The organism is Clostridium sp. AN503 (genome assembly GCF_040719375.1).
Taxonomy (GTDB): Bacteria; Bacillota; Clostridia; order Lachnospirales; family Lachnospiraceae; genus Brotaphodocola.
The window spans coordinates 1082955-1102366 of record NZ_JBFDTP010000001.1; the positions used below are offsets into that span (position 1 = coordinate 1082955).

21 protein-coding genes are annotated in these 19412 nt (G+C 43.4%); 16 read left to right on the top strand and 5 right to left on the bottom strand.

Annotated features, from left to right (window positions below):
• Positions 1-97: 97 nt before the first annotated feature.
• The 7 genes from AB1I67_RS04855 to AB1I67_RS04885 all read left to right on the top strand — a co-directional run bounded on the left by AB1I67_RS04855 (position 98) and on the right by AB1I67_RS04885 (position 7506).
• Entirely contained in the window at positions 98-301 is a 204-nt protein-coding gene (locus AB1I67_RS04855; protein ID WP_367028682.1) for a hypothetical protein, read from the top strand.
• 37 nt (positions 302-338) lie between these two features.
• A complete protein-coding gene (locus tag AB1I67_RS04860) occupies positions 339-1067 on the top strand; it encodes a hypothetical protein (protein WP_367028683.1) in 729 nt (242 codons plus the stop codon).
• 1270 nt (positions 1068-2337) lie between these two features.
• Positions 2338-4668, top strand: coding sequence for an RHS repeat-associated core domain-containing protein (locus AB1I67_RS04865; RefSeq protein WP_367028684.1), 2331 nt, complete (start codon positions 2338-2340; stop codon positions 4666-4668).
• 9 nt (positions 4669-4677) lie between these two features.
• Positions 4678-5157, top strand: coding sequence for a hypothetical protein (locus tag AB1I67_RS04870; protein ID WP_367028685.1), 480 nt, complete (start codon positions 4678-4680; stop codon positions 5155-5157).
• A gap of 103 nt (positions 5158-5260) precedes the next feature.
• Positions 5261-6484 carry an RHS repeat-associated core domain-containing protein gene (locus AB1I67_RS04875; RefSeq protein ID WP_367028686.1) on the top strand — a complete coding sequence of 408 codons (1224 nt, stop codon included), beginning with the start codon at positions 5261-5263 and terminating at the stop codon, positions 6482-6484.
• A gap of 59 nt (positions 6485-6543) precedes the next feature.
• Complete coding sequence (locus tag AB1I67_RS04880) at positions 6544-7086, top strand: restriction endonuclease fold toxin (RefSeq protein ID WP_367028687.1); 543 nt, start codon at positions 6544-6546, stop codon at positions 7084-7086.
• A gap of 12 nt (positions 7087-7098) precedes the next feature.
• Positions 7099-7506 carry an Imm7 family immunity protein gene (locus tag AB1I67_RS04885; RefSeq protein WP_367028688.1) on the top strand — a complete coding sequence of 136 codons (408 nt, stop codon included), beginning with the start codon at positions 7099-7101 and terminating at the stop codon, positions 7504-7506.
• Between the two features lie 608 nt (positions 7507-8114).
• On the opposite strand, the gene AB1I67_RS04890 is transcribed toward AB1I67_RS04885, so the two are convergent.
• On the bottom strand, positions 8115-8348 hold the full coding sequence (locus tag AB1I67_RS04890) for a hypothetical protein (protein WP_367028689.1): 234 nt from the start codon (positions 8346-8348) through the stop codon (positions 8115-8117).
• Between the two features lie 293 nt (positions 8349-8641).
• Here AB1I67_RS04890 and AB1I67_RS04895 point away from each other — a divergent pair, with 293 nt between their 5' ends.
• From AB1I67_RS04895 to AB1I67_RS04925, 7 genes are all read left to right on the top strand, one after another.
• Entirely contained in the window at positions 8642-9826 is a 1185-nt protein-coding gene (locus AB1I67_RS04895) for an IS110 family transposase (protein ID WP_367028690.1), read from the top strand.
• Between the two features lie 157 nt (positions 9827-9983).
• Positions 9984-10154, top strand: a complete 171-nt coding sequence (locus AB1I67_RS04900) for a hypothetical protein (protein WP_367028691.1) — start codon at positions 9984-9986, stop codon at positions 10152-10154.
• Positions 10155-10349: 195 nt separating this feature from the next.
• Positions 10350-11111, top strand: a complete 762-nt coding sequence (locus AB1I67_RS04905; protein WP_367028692.1) for a hypothetical protein — start codon at positions 10350-10352, stop codon at positions 11109-11111.
• A complete protein-coding gene (locus tag AB1I67_RS04910; protein WP_367028693.1) occupies positions 11112-11534 on the top strand; it encodes a hypothetical protein in 423 nt (140 codons plus the stop codon). It abuts the gene before it with no gap.
• Positions 11535-12140: 606 nt separating this feature from the next.
• Positions 12141-12590, top strand: coding sequence for a hypothetical protein (locus AB1I67_RS04915; protein ID WP_367028694.1), 450 nt, complete (start codon positions 12141-12143; stop codon positions 12588-12590).
• A gap of 299 nt (positions 12591-12889) precedes the next feature.
• Positions 12890-13570, top strand: coding sequence for a hypothetical protein (locus tag AB1I67_RS04920; RefSeq protein WP_367028695.1), 681 nt, complete (start codon positions 12890-12892; stop codon positions 13568-13570).
• Positions 13571-13763: 193 nt separating this feature from the next.
• Positions 13764-14105, top strand: coding sequence for a helix-turn-helix transcriptional regulator (locus tag AB1I67_RS04925; protein ID WP_367028696.1), 342 nt, complete (start codon positions 13764-13766; stop codon positions 14103-14105).
• A 116-nt stretch (positions 14106-14221) separates the two neighbouring features.
• Here AB1I67_RS04925 and AB1I67_RS04930 read toward each other — a convergent pair whose 3' ends face one another.
• The 4 genes from AB1I67_RS04930 to AB1I67_RS04945 form a co-directional block, all read right to left on the bottom strand.
• The gene (locus AB1I67_RS04930) at positions 14222-14551 is read right to left on the bottom strand and encodes a DUF6054 family protein (protein ID WP_367028697.1); all 330 of its coding nucleotides are present in this window, start codon (positions 14549-14551) and stop codon (positions 14222-14224) included.
• Between the two features lie 55 nt (positions 14552-14606).
• Positions 14607-15143: a dCTP deaminase gene (dcd, locus tag AB1I67_RS04935; protein WP_367028698.1), complete on the bottom strand. Its 537-nt coding sequence runs from the start codon at positions 15141-15143 to the stop codon at positions 14607-14609.
• A gap of 131 nt (positions 15144-15274) precedes the next feature.
• The gene (locus tag AB1I67_RS04940; protein WP_367028699.1) at positions 15275-15751 is read right to left on the bottom strand and encodes an SAM-dependent methyltransferase; all 477 of its coding nucleotides are present in this window, start codon (positions 15749-15751) and stop codon (positions 15275-15277) included.
• 105 nt (positions 15752-15856) lie between these two features.
• Positions 15857-16687, bottom strand: a complete 831-nt coding sequence (locus tag AB1I67_RS04945) for a MerR family transcriptional regulator (RefSeq protein ID WP_367028700.1) — start codon at positions 16685-16687, stop codon at positions 15857-15859.
• Between the two features lie 334 nt (positions 16688-17021).
• Between AB1I67_RS04945 and ahpC the strand changes: the two genes are divergently transcribed.
• Positions 17022-17585, top strand: coding sequence for an alkyl hydroperoxide reductase subunit C (gene ahpC / locus AB1I67_RS04950; protein WP_367028701.1), 564 nt, complete (start codon positions 17022-17024; stop codon positions 17583-17585).
• 72 nt (positions 17586-17657) lie between these two features.
• On the top strand, positions 17658-19346 hold the full coding sequence (locus AB1I67_RS04955) for an FAD-dependent oxidoreductase (RefSeq protein ID WP_367028702.1): 1689 nt from the start codon (positions 17658-17660) through the stop codon (positions 19344-19346).
• Positions 19347-19412: the final 66 nt, after the last annotated feature.

The following is a 19412-nucleotide window of genomic DNA, read 5'->3' on the forward strand; positions in this document are numbered from 1 at the left end:
CGGTATCATAGGGGTCAAAAAACCTTTTGACCTCAACATCATAATACTAAAGATATTTAAAACGTTTAAAGTGAATTTCATAAGATTTGTAGCGGAGGTGAATGCAGCAAAGTACAACACTGCCTTAATAGCAACGGCTGGCTTGGTGGTGGCAACAATTATTGAGGACGTTTTATCTGGTGGAGCGGGTATTATTGATGATGCACCTGCATTCGCAGCTTTAGGTTACAATACCACTTTAGCGCTTCAGAAATTATATGAGCTCTTCCCACAAATGCAATCATTTGGATTTTCCTTTTAGTTAAGCTATAGTAAAAGGAAAGTAAGGAGGTAGATGGATGAATGACTTGGCTGAAACAAAAAAGTTTTTTGATGACTTGATGTCGGGAAATTATGAGGTATTTGATTTTTCCAATCCAATGCGCAATGTTCCAACCCGAACAAGCTATCATATTAAAAAAACAGAAGAAGATAAAATTATTAAGGAACTTTTTAAATCACGTCTCATTATGGCAGTTGAACTTTCTGATGTTGCTATGAGAAAACTCAGTAAAAATGAGAATGAATATCGGACCTTAAAAATTCTGAACGTATTACAACAAAATGTGTTTTTGCCAATTGTCGTTTCGGAGCGTTTTATAAGCGTGTATGAGTTATATCCTTGCCCTTCTATTGGTTTTGTAGATTTAAACACCGAGGTTTTTTCGAAGCGATTCCATGTTCCAGTATTAGGGTATGAACGCACAATTAATGAGAATAGTTGTGCTGAACCTGACACGATTAAGTATTTTATGCAATTGGAAACAGAAAAAGGCGTAAGACAAAGATACGTGAGGGACAAGGATACAGACCGGGTTGAGAACATGGACATATCTGTTTTCTGTGAGTGTTATGATTTATCACAAAGGAAGGCAGAAGTCGAAGAGCTCTTTCAAAAGGAACCAGATGATGCGTTTGATGGAATCGCAGGTTTATTAGGGGTAAGCACTTGGTTTCCACGTGATTTGACAAATTACAAATTAGAAAAAACCAGAAAAAATATCAGATTATATAGGAGGGCAGAATAGAAAAAGACGTGATACAGGTTGCCTTTTGGAAGTAATGATGGCAAGAGATTTTGGAATTGAATTGAATCATAGCGGGCAAAAAATGCTTTTTTACTACCTCGCAGGAAACTGCGGGGTAGTTTTTAAATATGACGAGCATGCCCGTGTTCTGTGGTGAACGAACTTTATAGCGACTCCCAAGGTTTGCATCGTGAGGTGCAGGCGAGAAGAAGAGATAGCAAAATCGTATTCCTACGAACAGAAACCTGATAATAAGGCGTTTATGGTGGGTAAGTTAACTTGAAATAACGAAGTCCAAAAGACAATCGTAACCTATGTGCGTAGATTTGGCGGGTAGACGAAGAAAGACTGAGAGGCTTATCCCGTGAGGTCTCATGGGCAGCTTCATTAGCCATAGTAACAACGAATCATGAAGTTTCTTTTGGGGAATAGAAACCAGTTCCTGGCATACGGCCATCGTTGATTTATTGATCTCCGCTGCATATCTGAAGAATGACATCAGCCCAGACAGTCTTTGATTACGGCTGGAAACGCTGCATCCGCGTCCACTTTTCAGTCATTCCAGGAATGCCTCCGTGCGCTACCGGGTAATGCTTGCGAATCCTATCTTTGTCAGTGGGCATTCCAGTGTGTGACCAAGGTAATCTATGAACAGATTCAAGGTCTTGCGGTATGATTTAATTTTTCAAATAATGTAATAGTGGATTGTATCTCTGGAAAAGTCGTAGATACTTGCCCGTTGGAGTGTGTAATTAATGTTTGGAAGGGAGAAGGTAGCTTAATCGATGATAATAATAGAATTAGGACGGAAATATTAACAGCTATCAAATGTCCGAGAACTCAAAAAAAGTATTTAGGTAATAAAATAAATATTATTAAGGATTAGTGAAAAAAGAGCTGTCACTTATGCGTGATGGCTCTTTCAGGAGTAAACAGTGAATAGTTCCTGCCAGCCGTCAAACGGGTGGCTTGCGCTTCGCCCATAAGCCTTTGTTACTAGGTCGGGTAGCAATGGGAATGGCAATTCCGGTAATGAGTAGTTCACGGAGTGGACCGGATACTACACCTATGACCTGAGGGGCAGCGTGACGGACAGTAAGGGAATGATCTGGCAGTCGTAGCGTTATAATGCTAATGGTGACTTAACATTTGGTAAGCCGCAGTATAGTAATGTGTACAGTTACAATGCGGAGAGCTATAATCCGAACATGGAGAGCCAGTATCTGCGGGCGAGATATTATAACGTAGCTCAGACGACCGGAGCTTCATCGTGGGAGAGGACGTGACGGAATCCTTATACGCTTATGCCTGGGATGACAAGCATGACGGGAAGCATGAGAACTGGCATGACGATAAGTTCCCGCATGAGGATAAGCATATCAACAAACATGCCAAGGACGGTATCTACAACTTCCAGATCATCGGGACGAAGCGGAGTTTTGAGTACGATGATGACGGCAAGCTGATCCGTGCGACCGAGAAGGAGGACCGCCAGGGGACCTATGTGTATGACTATGAGTACGATGACATGGGGAACCGTACCTTCTTTAAGAAGTCCAGGAACGGTGTGGTGAAGGAGAGCGCAGAGTATACCTATAATGCGGCGAACCAGATGGTGGCGGCAAGGCTGTATGACGGTAAGCACTATAAGAATGTAGAGTATACTTACGATGCGGATGGAAACCGGGTCATGCAGGAGGAAGTGAAGCCGGACGAGAACCGAAAGGTGGAGCTGACCTATGACTACAGTGTGGAGAACCGCTTGAAGGCAGTCCATGACAAGAACGACCTTTTAGTCGCCATGGCTTATGACGGGGACGGGAACCGGATCTTCCAGCTCAATTATAACCTGCATACGGACGATGACTGGAAGGGCAACTCTGGCAACGGCAATGGCAACAACAAGGATAACTTCGGGAGCGGGAACAAAGGAAATAATAGTGGGAACGGGACCGGGAGCAAGAAGGGAATCCTGACAAGCATTGGAAGTTTCTTTGGGATGGATGACGGGACAGAGGAGTCAGAGGAGACCCTGGAAGTGTCCACCGCTACCAATGCCAAAGAGAAGAAATCCAACGGCAATAAGGACAAAGATAAAGGCAACAACGGGAACGATAAGAACAACGGTAAGGGAAACGGTAACTCTGGTAATCATGAAAATGGTAACGGAAACACCAGCACCGGGGGCAATAACGACAACAACGGAAATGCCAATGGAAACACCAACAATACTGGAGGAAGCCAGAACCAGAGCGGCATCCTGTTCCCGATCGACGGTGAAGTATCCGAGCTGGAAGCAGAGCTGATCGGCATGATCAAGACTACTGGCAAGGAAAAGAACTATGAGCTGGTGGAGTACGTCAATGACGTAAACCGGGAGCATGTGGAAGTCTTGATGGAGCTGAACATCAATGGTATAATGGATACAGCTTACAGCTATGGAAATGAGCGTCTGACTAATGAGAGGTTCACGGAGTGGACTGGCTATTATACCTACGACCCGAGAGGCAGCGTGACGGGAGTTACGGACAGCAAGGGGATGATCTGGCAGTCGTACCGTTATAATGCCAATGGCGACTTCACGTTTGGCAAACCGCAGTATAACAACGTGTACAGCTATAATGCGGAGAATTATAATCCGAACATGGAGAGCCAATATCTGCGGGCCAGATACTACAATGTGCCGAATGGAAACTTCCTGACAGAAGACTCGTACCTTGGCAATATCATAGATCCGCTGACACTTAACAGGTATAACTATGTCAAGAGCAGTCCGCTGAACTATATTGATCCGAGTGGATGTATAGCTGACTTTTTGGACAAATTGAATCAGAACGACAAGTCATGGAATTATGAAGTGCCAGATTATTCATCATTTTTTAAACCTTGGAGTGAAAAGAGTAGATCTGAGAAAATAGATGAATTGATACGTTCTGATAACGTTTTTATGAATTTTGCATCAAAAATAGAGGATGAAAATGAGCGAGAAGAATATATTGATACATTATTGAATTTATATGATGCATTAGATAATGCTACGAAATTATCAAAAGCAATCGAGTGTGAAAACGAAAAAACAAAAAAGGTTAGCAGGTTGAAACAAGAATGGAATAGGCGTGTAGATAAAGAGATAAGGAATATTGAAATTCTATTGACGTTATCCAAGGCAGCAGGTGCTAATACGGCTAATTTTAGTCTTGCTGGAACGATTGCTTATGGCTTAAAGGGAACTATAAGTGCAGGCGTAACAATAGATGTTGAAGGAAATGTAGCAATTCAATGGTCTGGGGCAGTTGGAGGAGGATTTCCTCAAGCCGGTATAACCGCTAATGTTGCAGTGACAAATGCGCCAACATATAAAGAACTGGAAGATTGGGGGATGGATCTTGGTGGTTCATTATCATTGTCTGGAGTAGATGGTGGTTTTGAATTGTTAATTATACCAAATGAGGATGGTATATATATGGGTAGAAATTTTTCTGCTGGGGGAGTCGTTGTGCCAACAATAGTTGAATTACATGCAGAATTAAGTTATACAGGTACTATATATAGTTTTAACATATTTGAAGTATTAGAAGCATTAAAATTTAATATGGATTAAGGAGAAAAGGTGAAAAAGTACAAATGGAGGTTAGAATCTAGAAAAAAATTTGAGTTTAATTTTCAAAAGCACATTATGATTTTTTCGCGTTTCAATATGATGAGGAATCGAGGAAAAGAAATTTTTTATGGAAAGTTAAATGATGATAAGTTTTTCTTTTTCTATTATGATGCCTCTAAGTTATTTCCCTTAGAATTGGTGAATCAAATGATTGTACCGACTACTGTTTATGGAAAAATAAAAGAAGATGAAAATGGTAGCTATATAGAATATTATATAGGGAAAAAGAAAAGTGCAAGAAATCTGATTCTCTTAGCATGTAGTTTTCTTGGAATATGTACAAGCTTTTGTTTTATATCGAAAGAAAAAGACATTATAGGTTTTATTATGATATGTTTACTGTGGTGTTGGACAGTTAGCTTTTTGATAAAACCTAAAAAGGAGATCATGCGTTGTAAAAAAATGCTTGAAGTTTTGACGAAAAGTTAAATAGTGGTTTATTATACAGACTGTAGAAAGAGGGTGTCACAGAATCATCAAAATTGATGATTGAGCGGCACCTTCGCTCTTCGTGTGAAAATACGGAGACCATTTGGGAGAAAGGGACTGGGCCTTTCAACTCAACTACAACCTGCATACAGATGATGACTGGAACGGTAACGTCGGTAACAACGGCAATTCTGATAATCATGGAAATGGTAACGGAAACACCAGCACCGGGGGCAATAACGACAACAACGGAAATGCCAATGGAAACACCAATAATACCGGAGGAAGCCAGAACCAGAGCGGCATCCTGTTCCCGGTCGACGGCGAAGTCTCCGAGCTGGAAGCAGAGCTGATCGATATGATCAAGATGACCGGAAAGGAGAAGAACTACGAGTTAGTAGAGTACATCAATGACGTGAACCGGGAGCATGTGGAAGTCTTGATGGAGCTGAACATCAATGGTATAATGGATACAGCTTACAGCTATGGAAATGAACGCCTGACCAATGAGCGGTTTACGGATTGGACTGGCTACTATACCTACGACCCGAGGGGCAGCGTGACGGGAGTTACGGACAGCAAGGGGATGATCTGGCAGTCGTACCGTTATAATGCCAATGGCGACTTAACGTTTGGCAAGCCGCAGTACAACAACGTGTACAGCTATAACGCAGAGAGTTATAATCCGAACATGGAGAGCCAGTACTTGCGGGCAAGATATTATAATGTGCCCCATGCAAACTTCCTGACGAAGGATTCATACCTTGGCAATATCACAGATCCATTGACTTTAAATCGATACAACTATGTCAAGAGCAGTCCGCTGAATTATATTGATCCGAGTGGTCATAGGTCGTATGGAATCGGTGCGCCACAAAATTTGACAGATCCACATAATTATGAAACACCAAACTATGAGGCTGTATTTGGTAAAGATTGGAACCAGAGTACTAATAAACTGATAGAACAATTAGAAAGGGGTAATATAACTTTCTCAAAACCTGGAAGTGAACTTCAGCTTTCTATTTCATTAGCAAAAGACAGAGGTGAAGTAAACGTATGTGAGTTGGGAAAACAGGTGGGGAGCTTTTTGCTAGGAATGTATATGGCAAATCAAAATTACACCATGAATCCGTTGAATTTTGGAATTGATCAGTGGGGAATGCAGAAGTTTGCCAGATCATTGATAGCAATTGGTGAAACATATGTAGCAAAAAATTATCTTGATACTGAAATGTATTATACAGGCAAATTTGTAGTAGACGCATACAAATATGCAACCTCAAGGCTGAGGCAGACGCATTTAATTTGTTGTATAATATTATAACAGGCGGAGATACTGCGGCATTAACAGAAATGGGAGTTTGGGGAGGCGGAGCCGCCTCAATGTCCAGTGTGAAAGTTTTAGCCAATGGAGATACACTTGTTGAGACTGGAACAGCAGAAGGTGCCGCGGTTATTATCGGTGGAGTCTTAATACTGGGGATGGGAGCATCTACCAATGCTGCAAGCCGAGAAAATATGCAGGAAGATCAGGATCGGATAAATGCAGAAAAGGGGGATTCTAACACTAGATATTCAGGCGATTTACAAAAAGTAGATAATCCAGATGCAGCAGCAGATGCTTTAGCAGACAGGATTGGTGGGGAATCCAGAGTAAAATTCTCAAACGATCCATCAGGTAGAGAATTTGATGTGGTGAGTAAAGATTATATTGCGCAAGCGAAGCCAGACTTGAAATCTTATGGAAAGAGTTGGAGAAACCAGACAAAAGCGACTTTTGAAGCAGCACAGGCAACTGGAAGAAAAGCCTATTTTCAGTTTGAGGGAACTCCTGCCGATGATATTTTGCGAAAAATTGCTGAATATGGAGAGCGATATGGAGTTGATTATGTTATTGATACAACACCGTTGGGTGTACATAACTAGAAAGGAGATAAAGTGGTTGAATTACATGGTTGGATAACTATAAGAGAAACATATAAAGCATTTTTGAATGAAGAGGAAAAAATTGATTTATTAGTGGCAAGGATCAAAGCTGAGATTAATAGATTATCTTGGTTCAAACCAGAAATAAAGGCCCAAAATGGTGAATGGTTTTTAGAATTTACGCTATTCTCTAATAGGATTAATCCTCAGATTTTAGAGGTATTTGAACTTTGTAAATGGATTGGAAAGGTAGCAGATGGGAGTTATGGGTTGATATATTTATACAATGATGAAGACAGAAATGGAAAAGAAAATCAATTTCAAGTTTTCTCATTAGCTCGAGGTGTGGTAAGTGAAAAAAACGATCCATTTTTATCACCAATAATTCCAACAATAGAAGATGAGGATAATTTATGTTAGGAAGTTTTATTCGCCCGGCTTTGCCGGGCGATGTCCCCAGAGGTTATGCGTTTTTCAGCATAACCTCTTTAACCTGCTCACTTTTCGACCCTGATTATATTGGCCGATTTGGGGAGAAATGCCTCTGTTTCACATTGGCTCAACGAGCCAGAATACTTGCTTCATGGTATATCTTTCCGAGCAGGGGCTTAAAACTAGTACACAGGCCGTCACAGTGCGTCACAGTGCTAAGAGATGGCGGGCCGGAGCCGCTTGTTGGCATAGGATTGGAATATCCCTCCTGTTTTGTACGGAAAAGCCGGGAATCCGCTGAATATTGTGGTTGAATCAAAGGATTCCCCTGCCAGAGGCCGGAAAACGCCTTAAAACCGTTGGTTTTGGTGAGATCAGCTCTGGCTCGTGGCATAAGTTTTTCTGAAATGCAGGAAAAAAGTATTCAAAAATCAGGGGCATCCAGCATAACAAATCCGGGCTTTTTCACCCGGCAGTTTTCTCATTTTCAGCGGTGGTTTAGAAGCACTGAAGTAAGTTTTCAGTAAGAAAAACGCAAGAGAATCGAAATTGACAGTCACCCCGACGCTATGTTACAATGGCGCACACCCGGGGGTTTAAGGGGTGGAAACACACCGGAAAAATCCCAGAAAGACAAACACACCGGCTGCTCCAAGATGGATCTGGTCGGTGTGCTTTCTTTCTGCTGTTACAGACCGTTGATAAATTTCACAGACCAGACTTCGTCTTCCAAGCCGTAAACCTGTCATCCATTCTTCTGTTAGCTGCTTCATATCTTTTTTCAGCTTGTGAGGAAGTCGATACCACAATGGAACAAATATCTGCTCCATAGATGAAGCACCTTACACAAATCGAAAAAAGAACCGGGAAAGGACTTGAATCCACCTGTCCCCAGAGGTAACATACGACACACTTCCAGAGTGGTTTTTCACCGGAAGGAATAACCTGTGAAGTTCGTAGGTTGTGGAGATGGATAGGCTTATTCCCCCTTGCGATGGCCGTAGCTCTGAGCGTAAATCGGCACATAACGCTTATCAGCTGAGGTTGCCGGCAGATTTACAGTTACGGATGGAGACAGGAAAAGAAGGAAGGATGGCATCTGAGAAAAGAAAACATCATCTATGTGGGAATCGACCTGCATAAGGAAACCCACACGGCGGTCATGCTGGACTGCTGGAATACGAAGCTGGGAGAGATTACGTTTGGTAATAGACCATCGGAGTTTCCGAAGCTGATTAGAAAAGTCAGCCGGTTTGTAACCGAAGAGAAGACGGCGGTCTATGGTTTGGAAAACGCCTATGGCTATGGACGTGCCCTGGCGGTATGGCTGATTGAAAAAGGATTCCATGTCAAGGATGTAAATACAGCATTGTCCTATGCCCAGAGAAAAAGTGTGCCGATGTATCAGAAAAGTGACAGTTATGATGCGGAAGCCGTGGCTTTGGTATTGATTAATATGCTGGACAAACTGCCGGATGCGATACCGGATGATAAATATTGGACGCTGGGTCAGTTGGTGAACCGGCGGGACAATATCTGTACCCATCTGCACAGGCTGAAGAACCAACTCCATGAACAGCTATGTATGGCGTATCCCAGCTATAAGCAGTTTTTCAGCGATATCAGCCGTGCAACGGCACTGTATTTTTTCAAGGAATATCCATCACCGGACCATCTGCTGGGAAAGACAGCGGAGGAACTGGCGGAGGAGTTACGCCCAGTCAGCCACAATAACTGTTCGGTAAAACGGGCGGAGAAGATATTGAATCTGGTAAAAGCTGAAGGTGAGACAAGGCGAGAACATCAGGAAAGCCGTGATGCCATAACAAGAAGTCTAGTCAACGATTTAGAACATTATCGTATTCAACTGGAGGAAGTAAACGAGGCAATCGAAAACTTGCTGCCAGAATTTAACTGCACCCTGACCACCATGCCGGGGATTGACGTGATAACGGCGGCGAATATGCTGTCAGAGATAGGAGAAATCACCCGATTTCCCAGTGCGGATAAGTTGGCGAAGTTCGCCGGGATAGCACCAGTCAATTTTTCATCAGCGGGAAAAGGGAAGGATATGTGCCCGAAGCAGGGAAACAAGCGGTTGCAGGCGATTTTCTACTTTATGGCGATCCAGATGATACAGGTTTCAACAAATGGGACTCCAATAAATAGGGTATTGTGTGAGTATTATTTGAAACGGGTTGCGGAAGGCAAGAATAAACAGCAGGCACTAATCTGTGTATCCCGGTGTTTGGTAAATATCGTGTATGGAATGCTGAAAAACCATACAGAACACCGGGGGCCGGAGTAAGAAAGGCTGTTGGTTATGAACAGTTTGTGCTAAGATAGAACCAGAAGAAATACAACGATTGGTTTACCACCTTTTCCAAAAGAACAGAGCATTCTACATCGGCTAATCCAGGAAGCGTTATTAATCGTATCTTTAATTTTAATTAGGAGGTATGTCAATGGATGAAAAAGCCTACCAGGCATTAATAGAATTAGTAGATATTTTTCGTGACTGTTATGTTGATGGTGAGGAGATATCGTGTTTTAAACTTATTAAAAAGATTGTTGATGGTGAGGTGATTAAGGAAAGTTTAGATGAAGAAACTAGGCTTTTAGCTCAAAGGCAATAAAATGAATCTTTAGAATGGTTGCAGGGTTTTGGGGTAAAAATTAAATATCAGGATGCGTTATTAACATTTCTTAATTAAATTAGATATTTACCTGGCTTTGTCGGGCGATGTCCTCTGGCCGGGTGGCATCAAGCCGCCCGACCTTTAACCTGTAGTGCGTCCAGCAAAGCTGGACCATGCCAATCAGTTTACACCATGAATCCGTTGAATTTTGGAAGTGATCAGTGGGGAATGCAGAAGTTTGCCAGATCATTGTTAGCAATTGGTGAAACATATGTAGCAAAAAATTATCTTGATACTGAAATGTATTATACAGGCAAATATGTAGTGGACGCATACAAATATGCAACCTCAAAGGCTGGGGCAGACGCATTTAATTTGCTGTATAATATTATAACAGGCGGAGATACTGCGGCATTAACAGAAATGGGAGTTTGGGGAGGCGGAGCCACCTCAATGTCCAGTGTGAAAGTTTTAGCCAATGGAGATACGCTTGTTGAGGCTGGAACAGCAAAAGGTGCCGCAGTTATTATCGGTGGAGTCTTAATATTGGGGATGGAAGCATCTACCAATGCTGCAAGCCGAGAAAATATGCAGGAAGATCAGGATCGGATAAATGCAGAAAAGGAGAATGCGGAGACACAAAAGAAGTTAGATGAACTGTTAAATAGCGACTACTATAAAAATAATCCAGGTTATGATTGCTCTGAAATAGCTGATGATTTATATGATGCAGCAAATGGAAAAGGAAATATATTAAGAATTGAAGGTAAGAATGGAGGGATAAACGGGTATGAATATAATAGAATAGAAAATTTTGACTATCATGGAGTTTATACTGATGGACAGTATATTTATGACCCAAGATATCAAAATTCTGCAGTATTAAAAGATGATTATTTTAGAGCGATAAAAGAAATAAATTCCAATGGATTTGATGTATTTACAGTTAGGTAGGTGAGCGATACGAAAGAATCTGTAGAGTTAATATTGGCCGATTTATTTAGAAAACTATTTCCAATTGAATGGATGAGGAGAAAGATGTATTTTCCAGATGATATTTATGCAACAATTCCATTGTTAGTTTACAGATACAAAGATGGTTGTGATGAAAAATATCAAAGTAAGTTGGCTGAATGTATTGATAGTTTTAATGGAAAACAACAGTGGGTTGTGTTTCGTCATTTTAATACTAGACGAAAAAATTATATATTAACATTAAAAATAGTATATGATGCAATGAAAAATTGCGAAAGGGAAGGGCGTATTTATAAAGAAAAGGAGGAATTTAGAGATTGTTTCAACCAAATATGTGAGGAAGCTATTACAGATATTCCTGAATTAGCAGAGCACATTAAGCAATGTATTAATGAAACGTAATTGTCTGGATTTGTAAAAAATATCTAAGGGAGGGTGTCGCATAATTATCTATTCTGATGATTGAGCGACACCCATCATTATACCTGGCATGGGAATGATGTAAGGGCAATCAGTATTCCAAATTACGCAAAGAAGGAGAATGATTTTTATAATAACCGTGGTTTCATTGTAGGTGAGGACGTGACGGAATACCAGTACGACGTGATGGGAAACCTAGTGGAAGCCATTTCCCCGAAGGGGGCAAGGACTGCCTACACCTATTGTATTTGGTAAAGATTGAAACCAAAGTACTAATAAACTGATAGAACAGTTAGAAAGGGGAAATCTGATTCTAAAGAAAATATTTTAGACAAAGAACCTTCGCATGATAGTGCACGAAATACACTGAATGAGGAACTCGATAAAACAGGAGCATTTGAAAATGGCTCAAATCCATATATGGGTCGTTTGGAGTCTGGCTATGGATATGGGAAGCAAATAGGCAGGCAGTCTTTAGATGGAAAGGTAAGATGGAGACTAGATTACGATTCGGAAATGGGGTAAATGCGAAAAAACAGTTATACCTATAGATATTAGCTATGATGAATATAAAGCAATAATAGATTTGTGGAACTAGGAGCAAACGATGGATATAGAACAAAAAAACGTTATGAGCAGTTAAAGAATCAAAATAGGGATATTGCAAGAGAAAGAAAATGGGCAAACAATCTACTTTTGCAAGAATGTTTTACGGTATTAGGAAAGAACAAAATCATTTTATCCTTAGATCAACAAGAAAAAGTATTATCGGACTTTAATAAAAAAATAACTGATTTATGTAAAACTGAAGGGAGGGAAATCAATTCTGTTGAAGAAATAATTTCTAAATGGACTGAAAAAATTTATATAATTTGGGATGAGTCTAGTCTGCCGGTCATACAGACAGATTTGACAAGTGTCATAGGATATGAAGATGATATAGCGGCAGTAGCTTTTGAAACTTGGATTGTTTCAGAGAATATGTCTAAATTTCTTCAATTTAGTGACAATGGCAAAATAGTAGAAATTATTATATAGTAATTTATACCACCCGGCTTTGCCGGGCGATATCCTTTGGTCAGGTGGCATCAAGCCATCCAGCTTTTAACCCGCAGTGCGTCCAGCGAAGCTGGACCATACCAACTAGTACTTACCCGTTGGAGTGTGTAATTAATGTTTGGAAGGGAGAAGGTAGCTTAATCGATGATAATAATAGAATTAGGACGGAAATATTAACAGCTGTCAAATGTGCAAGAACTCAAAAAATTATTTATGTAATGAAATAAATATCATTAAGCAATGAGCATTCCAAACAACTAAAAAGGAGGTCATGGTGTATGAAAAAACAGTTTATGGTATTTGTAATTTCATTGTTGCTGACAGTTCTCCCTGCTTTTCCCTGCGTTGCCGGTCAATGGCAGCAAGATGAAATTGGGTGGAGATATCAGGAGGATGATGGCAGCTATGCGGTCAATCGATGGCAGTGGATTGATGGAAATGGGGATGGTGTGTGTGAATCCTATTGTTTTGATGAAAGTGGTTATGCTTATTTAAACACAGTGACGCCGGATGGCTACCAGGTGAATGAAGCTGGTGCATGGGTAGAAAATGGAACAGTGCAGACCCAAAGGGGGAGCAGCGAAATCACAGCGTCATATCCTTCCGACTCAAGTGCGGACAGTCTGGTGGGGAAATGGGAGGAGAAATCCTATGGGAATACTTCCTATGGAAGCTATGGAGCGCCATACCTGTATCAAATGCTGGAAATATCAAAACAGGACAATGGAACTTTGAAAGTATTAGGCTGGGCGAGGGAAAAAGAGTCTGATGAATGGAGCAGATACCGCTATTTTGATAAGGTCCTGTCACCTGTGGGAGACGGTGTTTATATGGGACCGGATCAATCAGGGTACAATCTGACCGAAGATATGTATTTTTATGCAGAAGGTGACAATTTGGTTACGTGGTATACGAATCAATATACTACGATATATGCATTATATGAGCGCCTGCGTTAATCATGAATGGGTGTTCCACATAAAGCAGAGGTATATTTACTCTCTACCTGCCATTTCAAAAATGCATTGAGCGCAGATAAATACACTACTCTAAAACAAAAGCACAACAAAATAAAGTAAAAACACAAAAACAGTAAGTATACATCTCTCCGTTGTTTGCTAAAATAACAGTAAACAAAGGGAGATGAACCATATGGAAAGTAATATTCGCAAGCTGAGGAAAAAGCAGGGACTCTCTCAGAAGCAATTGGGCGAGCAGATTGGCGTATCGCAGCAGGTGGTCAGCAGGATGGAACGTGAGCGGGAAGTGATATCGGTCGATGTGCTGCTGCAGCTGGCTTCATTTTTTAAAGTATCGACAGACAATATCCTTGGTTTTTGCGAACCGGACGAAAAGGTCAACAACTGGATGCAGGGCATGAATCCGGGGAATATCCGCAAAGGCGATGTCATAACGCTGATCGAGCAGACGAACAACCTCCGGTCCAAAGAGTGGGCGTACGTCTGGTTTTTGATCAATGTGATGAGAAATTAATAATAGCAGTCAGATAACAAAATCATGGCAGATGGTACAGGAAACTCCTGTTAAACATCTGCCATGTTTTTATAATTGAATTCTGTTTTTACGATAAAGAGGAACGTCTGTCACGTTCACCTCAGACCGTGCTGTATTAAGGCATCCTCTAGTAGCTGGGTTAATTTATTTGCTGCGCCCAGATCCAGACAAAGTATACCGGCGCCGCCCCCCGCGCTGATAGCTATAAGCTGAGTTTCTTCGGGTCGGCTGATAATCAGCAGGGACAGACTGGCCTCACTGTTATTTCGCAGGAAGTATCGGTTATATACTAAAAGGTGTATATGCATTTCCCCGCTGTCTTCCGTGGATTGTTCTTTGAGATCAGCCACCTGTTTGGCGGCCACCAGGATTCGCCTCTTAATGTCATCGGGATCTCCCTGGTATGTCCTGATCAGTTTTCCCATATGGACTCCTTTCGTAAATAGGCGTGTGTTATCTGTATTATAGCAGACGAAAGGATTAATTCAGTTCCTTATCCATATAAACCCGCGACCCCGTCGCGCCCTTCTGCCCCTGATACTTCCCCCGATAGGGATTCAGCGCTTCACAATCCATCTCAGCAAACACAAGCTGCCCCACACGGCGGCCTGCTTTCAGTTCGATAGCACAGCGGTTGGCATTAAAGAGTTCCAACGTGATCTCGCCCTGAAATCCGGGATCGACCCAGCCGGCATTCTGGATGAACAGGCCCATGCGCCCTAAAGAACTTCTCCCTTCCACAAATGCAGTCAGGTTATTGGGCAGGGAAATATATTCCAAAGTAGTGGCAAGGACGAACTGTCCGGGCAGCAGGATGTAAGTGTCTGTCCGGATGGTTTTGTACTTGATTTCGCTTTCCAGTGTAATAATCCCGGTGGAAGAATCTTCGACGATACTGAACGTATCTCCAAGGCGGATATCAACACTGGCAGGCTGGATCTGTTCTTTTTCGATGGGGGAGATGGAAAGGGTGTGCTCCTCCAGCATTTTCGTGATGGTTTTATCGGATAAGATCATGTTATAGTCCTCCTGGCTGATATCTATAATCTTATCTTAGATGTCAGAAATTATCAATGTAAATTTTATTGTGAGCAATCCAATCTTACCATCCAGTACAGGCAGGGAATCTGTTTCCACAGCCCATTTTCTTAAAAATTAAACACACTACCCCAGTCAAATTCCCCGGATTCTTCTGTACTCATCGGCCATCCACTGCACCAGTCAGGAACCCCCGGTTTTTCCACCCTGTCTAAACTCGGGGTGTAAGGCTTGATATCAAGCACGGGAGTGTTGTCGTTGGCATCGATAAAAGCTACCTGGATGACGCCGTTTTTGTGATCAATATGAATGATCTCCGATGCGGTCAAGGCGATCGGATTGGGGCGGATCGGCGACCTTGTGGCAAAGACGCCCATTACCTCGGGCGCGTCCTTGTAGGGCTGCTCCGCCTGCAGTACTGCTCGGCATGTCTCATCATCAAAATCACTGAACCACCATATGACATTGATGTGGCTGAACCCCTCCAGCGCCTGAAGCGCCGGGATATACTGCTTATCCACCTCGATAAATGACCCGTTTTCATTGTGCCTGACTGTTCCTACCGGATGTATTTTGTAATCCGCCATGATGTTACCTCCATTTTTTAATTTTGATTTTCGGTTGGCATATTCAGCTTAAGCCCTGACATCATGTGAGACTCAAGAAGAAAATGAGGAGCCGTACATAGATCCTCATAATGGTTCATAAGATTGGTTTACCAACGGTATCTGGATTTCAGTCAGGTAGTTATCCGGGCTGGTTTCGTTCCATGGGCCGCGGTGCACGATCTGCCGCGTGGGGCCAGTCATCTGATATTTGCTGTGAAGCTGGAGCCATTGGGCAAAGGCCTGGTAAGCGCCTGCAATATTTGTAAAATCGCCGTATGCCATCGTGCAGGCCATCAACGGGACTGGCTCTGTGATTCGGTATTTGATAATTCCCGAGTCCGTTCCGGTCTGTTTCACAGGCGCACATATTTCAACGTCCACGTCTGTTTCCTTGTACTCATCATCGTGATAGATGGAAAAGGTCTGGCTCGATATCTGGATCCGCTTTTTATCTGCGAAAGAGGAAAGCTCACTCCATAACTCTCCCTCCGCGAAGTAATCCGGAATGATCTTCCGCAGGGAAAGCACCTGGAAAGAGGGGATGGTTTTCAGTGTGATCTGATAATGCAGATCATCTTTTCCATGCAGGATTTCCTGGCGCGCAAGATCTAATTTTTGCAGCCTTTCCTGTTCCGCCCGGATTGTTTGTTCAATCTCTGCATATTTTGCATCAAGCTGTTCCATAAGCAGCCAGTTATCATGCTGCTGAATGGCAGCAGCTATCTCAGCGGTCTGAAAGCCGCTGTCCCGAAGATAGAGGATCTTTTTCAGCACCGGTATCTGCTGCGCAGAATACATGCGGTACCCGGTCCATGGGTCGATCACTGCAGGTTTTAAAAGCCCGGTCTCGTCATAATAACGGAGCATGCGGATAGAAACCTGCATCAGTTTTGAAAATTCTCCGATTCGGAACATAGTAATCACCATCCTGCGTAGTTTTTTGTTGTTGCTTACCATTATACCTGTTGTGTTTTATACTTCAAGTTTTTCAACCGTTATAAAAATTAATAATCCCAGTGAATGCCCTAAGCAGTGTTTACTTTTTAGAATTGCACAGAGAAAGGCTGAAACGCATAAAACAATAATAATTATCAATATTATTTATTGACAAAAAATAAAACCTCTGCTAAAATGAAATCAAGTTAGCAAAAGCTAACCCAAACAGATATCTGGATAATATAAAGCCAGACAAGTATAGAAACTTCAAAGAACAGTAACAATAAAAAAGAAAAAACCAGGAGGTATTACTATGTCATTAATTGGAAAAGAGATCAGTGATTTTACAGTACAGGCTTATGTGGGTAATGAATTTAAAGAAGTAAAGAAATCAGATGTGCTTGGCAAATGGAGCGTATTTTTCTTCTACCCGGCAGACTTCACGTTCGTGTGTCCGACCGAGCTGGAGGATCTGGCAAACAAGTACGAGGAGTTTAAGGGAGCAAACTGCGAGATCTACAGTGTATCCTGTGACAGCCATTTTGTTCATAAGGCATGGCATGATGCGTCCAAGACCATTAAGAAGATCCAGTATCCGATGCTGGCAGACCCGACCGGAAAGCTGGCAAGGGATTTTGAGGTGATGATCGAGGAGAGCGGTATGGCAGAGCGCGGAAGCTTTATCGTGAACCCGGAAGGAAAGATCGTGGCCTATGAAGTGATCGCCGGGAATGTGGGAAGAAATGCGGACGAGCTGTTCCGCCGCGTACAGGCGTCCCAGTTTGTGGCGGAGCACGGCGACGAGGTATGCCCGGCAAAATGGCAGCCTGGCGCAGAGACTTTGAAGCCGAGCCTGGATCTGGTCGGCCTGATCTAATGGACAGCGCCTGTAGCCTGCAATTGTGTACAGCGGTTGCAGAGTGTATCTGCGGGCAGAGCAGGAGGGCATATGGAACTGAAAAACAATTTGTATGATGTGATCATTGTGGGAGGCGGTCCGGCAGGTTTGTCGGCCGCCATCTACATGGCCCGGGCGAGATATAAGGTCCTGGTCATGGAGAAGGAAAAGATCGGCGGACAGATCACCATTACCTCGGAGATCGTCAACTATCCCGGCGTGGAGAAGACCAGCGGTACGGCGCTTACCCAGTCCATGAAAGAGCAGGCGGAGGCATTCGGCGCGGAATTCATGATGGCGGAGGTGCTGGACATGGAATTGGAGCAGGATGTCAAGATCTTGCACACGACCGCAGGGGAATATGAGGCTCTTGGGGTGATCCTGGCAACCGGCGCCAATCCCAGGAAGCTGGGCTTCAAGGGAGAAAAGGAGTTCCAGGGCCGCGGCGTGGCTTACTGCGCAACCTGTGACGGAGAATTCTTCACCGGTATGGATGTATTTGTCATCGGCGGCGGATTTGCCGCTGTGGAGGAAGGGATCTTCCTGACAAAATATGCAAAGAAAGTGACGATGATCGTCCGGGAGGAGGACTTCACCTGCGCGCGGACGGTGGCTGACCAGGTGAAAAAGGAGCCTAAGATCGAAGTGAAATTCAACACTGAGATCGTGGAAGCCGGCGGCGATACCATCGTATCCCATGCCCGGTTCCGGAATAATCAGACCGGGGAAGAATGGAGCTGTGAAGCGGGGAAAGACGGTGCATTCGGGATCTTCGTATTCGCAGGATATGTGCCGAATACCGGATGGCTTTCAGATAAAGTGAAATGCGACGAGCATGGTTACCTTATCACCAATGAGAATCGGAAAACCAGTGTAGATGGAGTGTACGGAGCCGGTGATGTCTGCATCAAGAATCTGCGCCAGGTAGTGACAGCCGTATCGGATGGGGCGGTAGCGGCTACATCCCTGGAAAAGCACGTTTCCATGATCCATGAAAAATTAAAGCTTCCGGAGCTGCCCAGAAGGGAGGCCGATCTGGGCCGTCTGGATGATGACGATGCGCAGGATAGTGCACACAGCGGGGAGGGCGGCGACGGAACCAATGTTTTCTTATCGGCAGAGATCAAACAGCAGCTGGCTGGCCTTTTTCCCAAATTTGCGGCAAAGGTGATACTGCGCGCAGAACTGGACAACAGCCCCCTTGCGGGAGAAATGAGTGTTTTTATGGGGGAACTGGAAGAACTGACCGACAAAGTGGTCTGCATCCGTGAGACAGTGACCGGTGAGGAGAAAGCCCGCCGGGAAGCTGGCGGCGAGCTGTTCCCTGCATTCCGCATCGAGCGGGAGGATGGCAGCGGAGGCAATATCCTGTTCCATGGGGTGCCGGGCGGTCATGAATTCAACTCCTTTGTGATCGCGCTCTATAATATGGCAGGCCCCGGACAGCCGGTGGATGACGGGCTGCAGCAGCGTATTAAGGCAATCGAAAAAGACATCAATGTAAAGGTGATGGTGTCCCTCTCCTGTACCATGTGTCCAGAGGTTGTGATGGGCGTCCAGAGGGCCGCTTCCCTGTCCGGCAGGGTGACGGGTGAGATGATAGATCTGATGCACTACCCGGAGCTGAAGAAAAAATATAAGATCATGAGCGTTCCATGCATGGTGATCAATGATTCTCAGGTGTATTTTGGAAAAAAGAACCTGGAGGAAGTGACAGCGCTGCTGGAACAGGCTGTATAAAAGAAAGGCGGGAATCCCGGTTTGCCATCGGGAATCCCGCCTTTTTCTGCGCCCTTTACGGACACG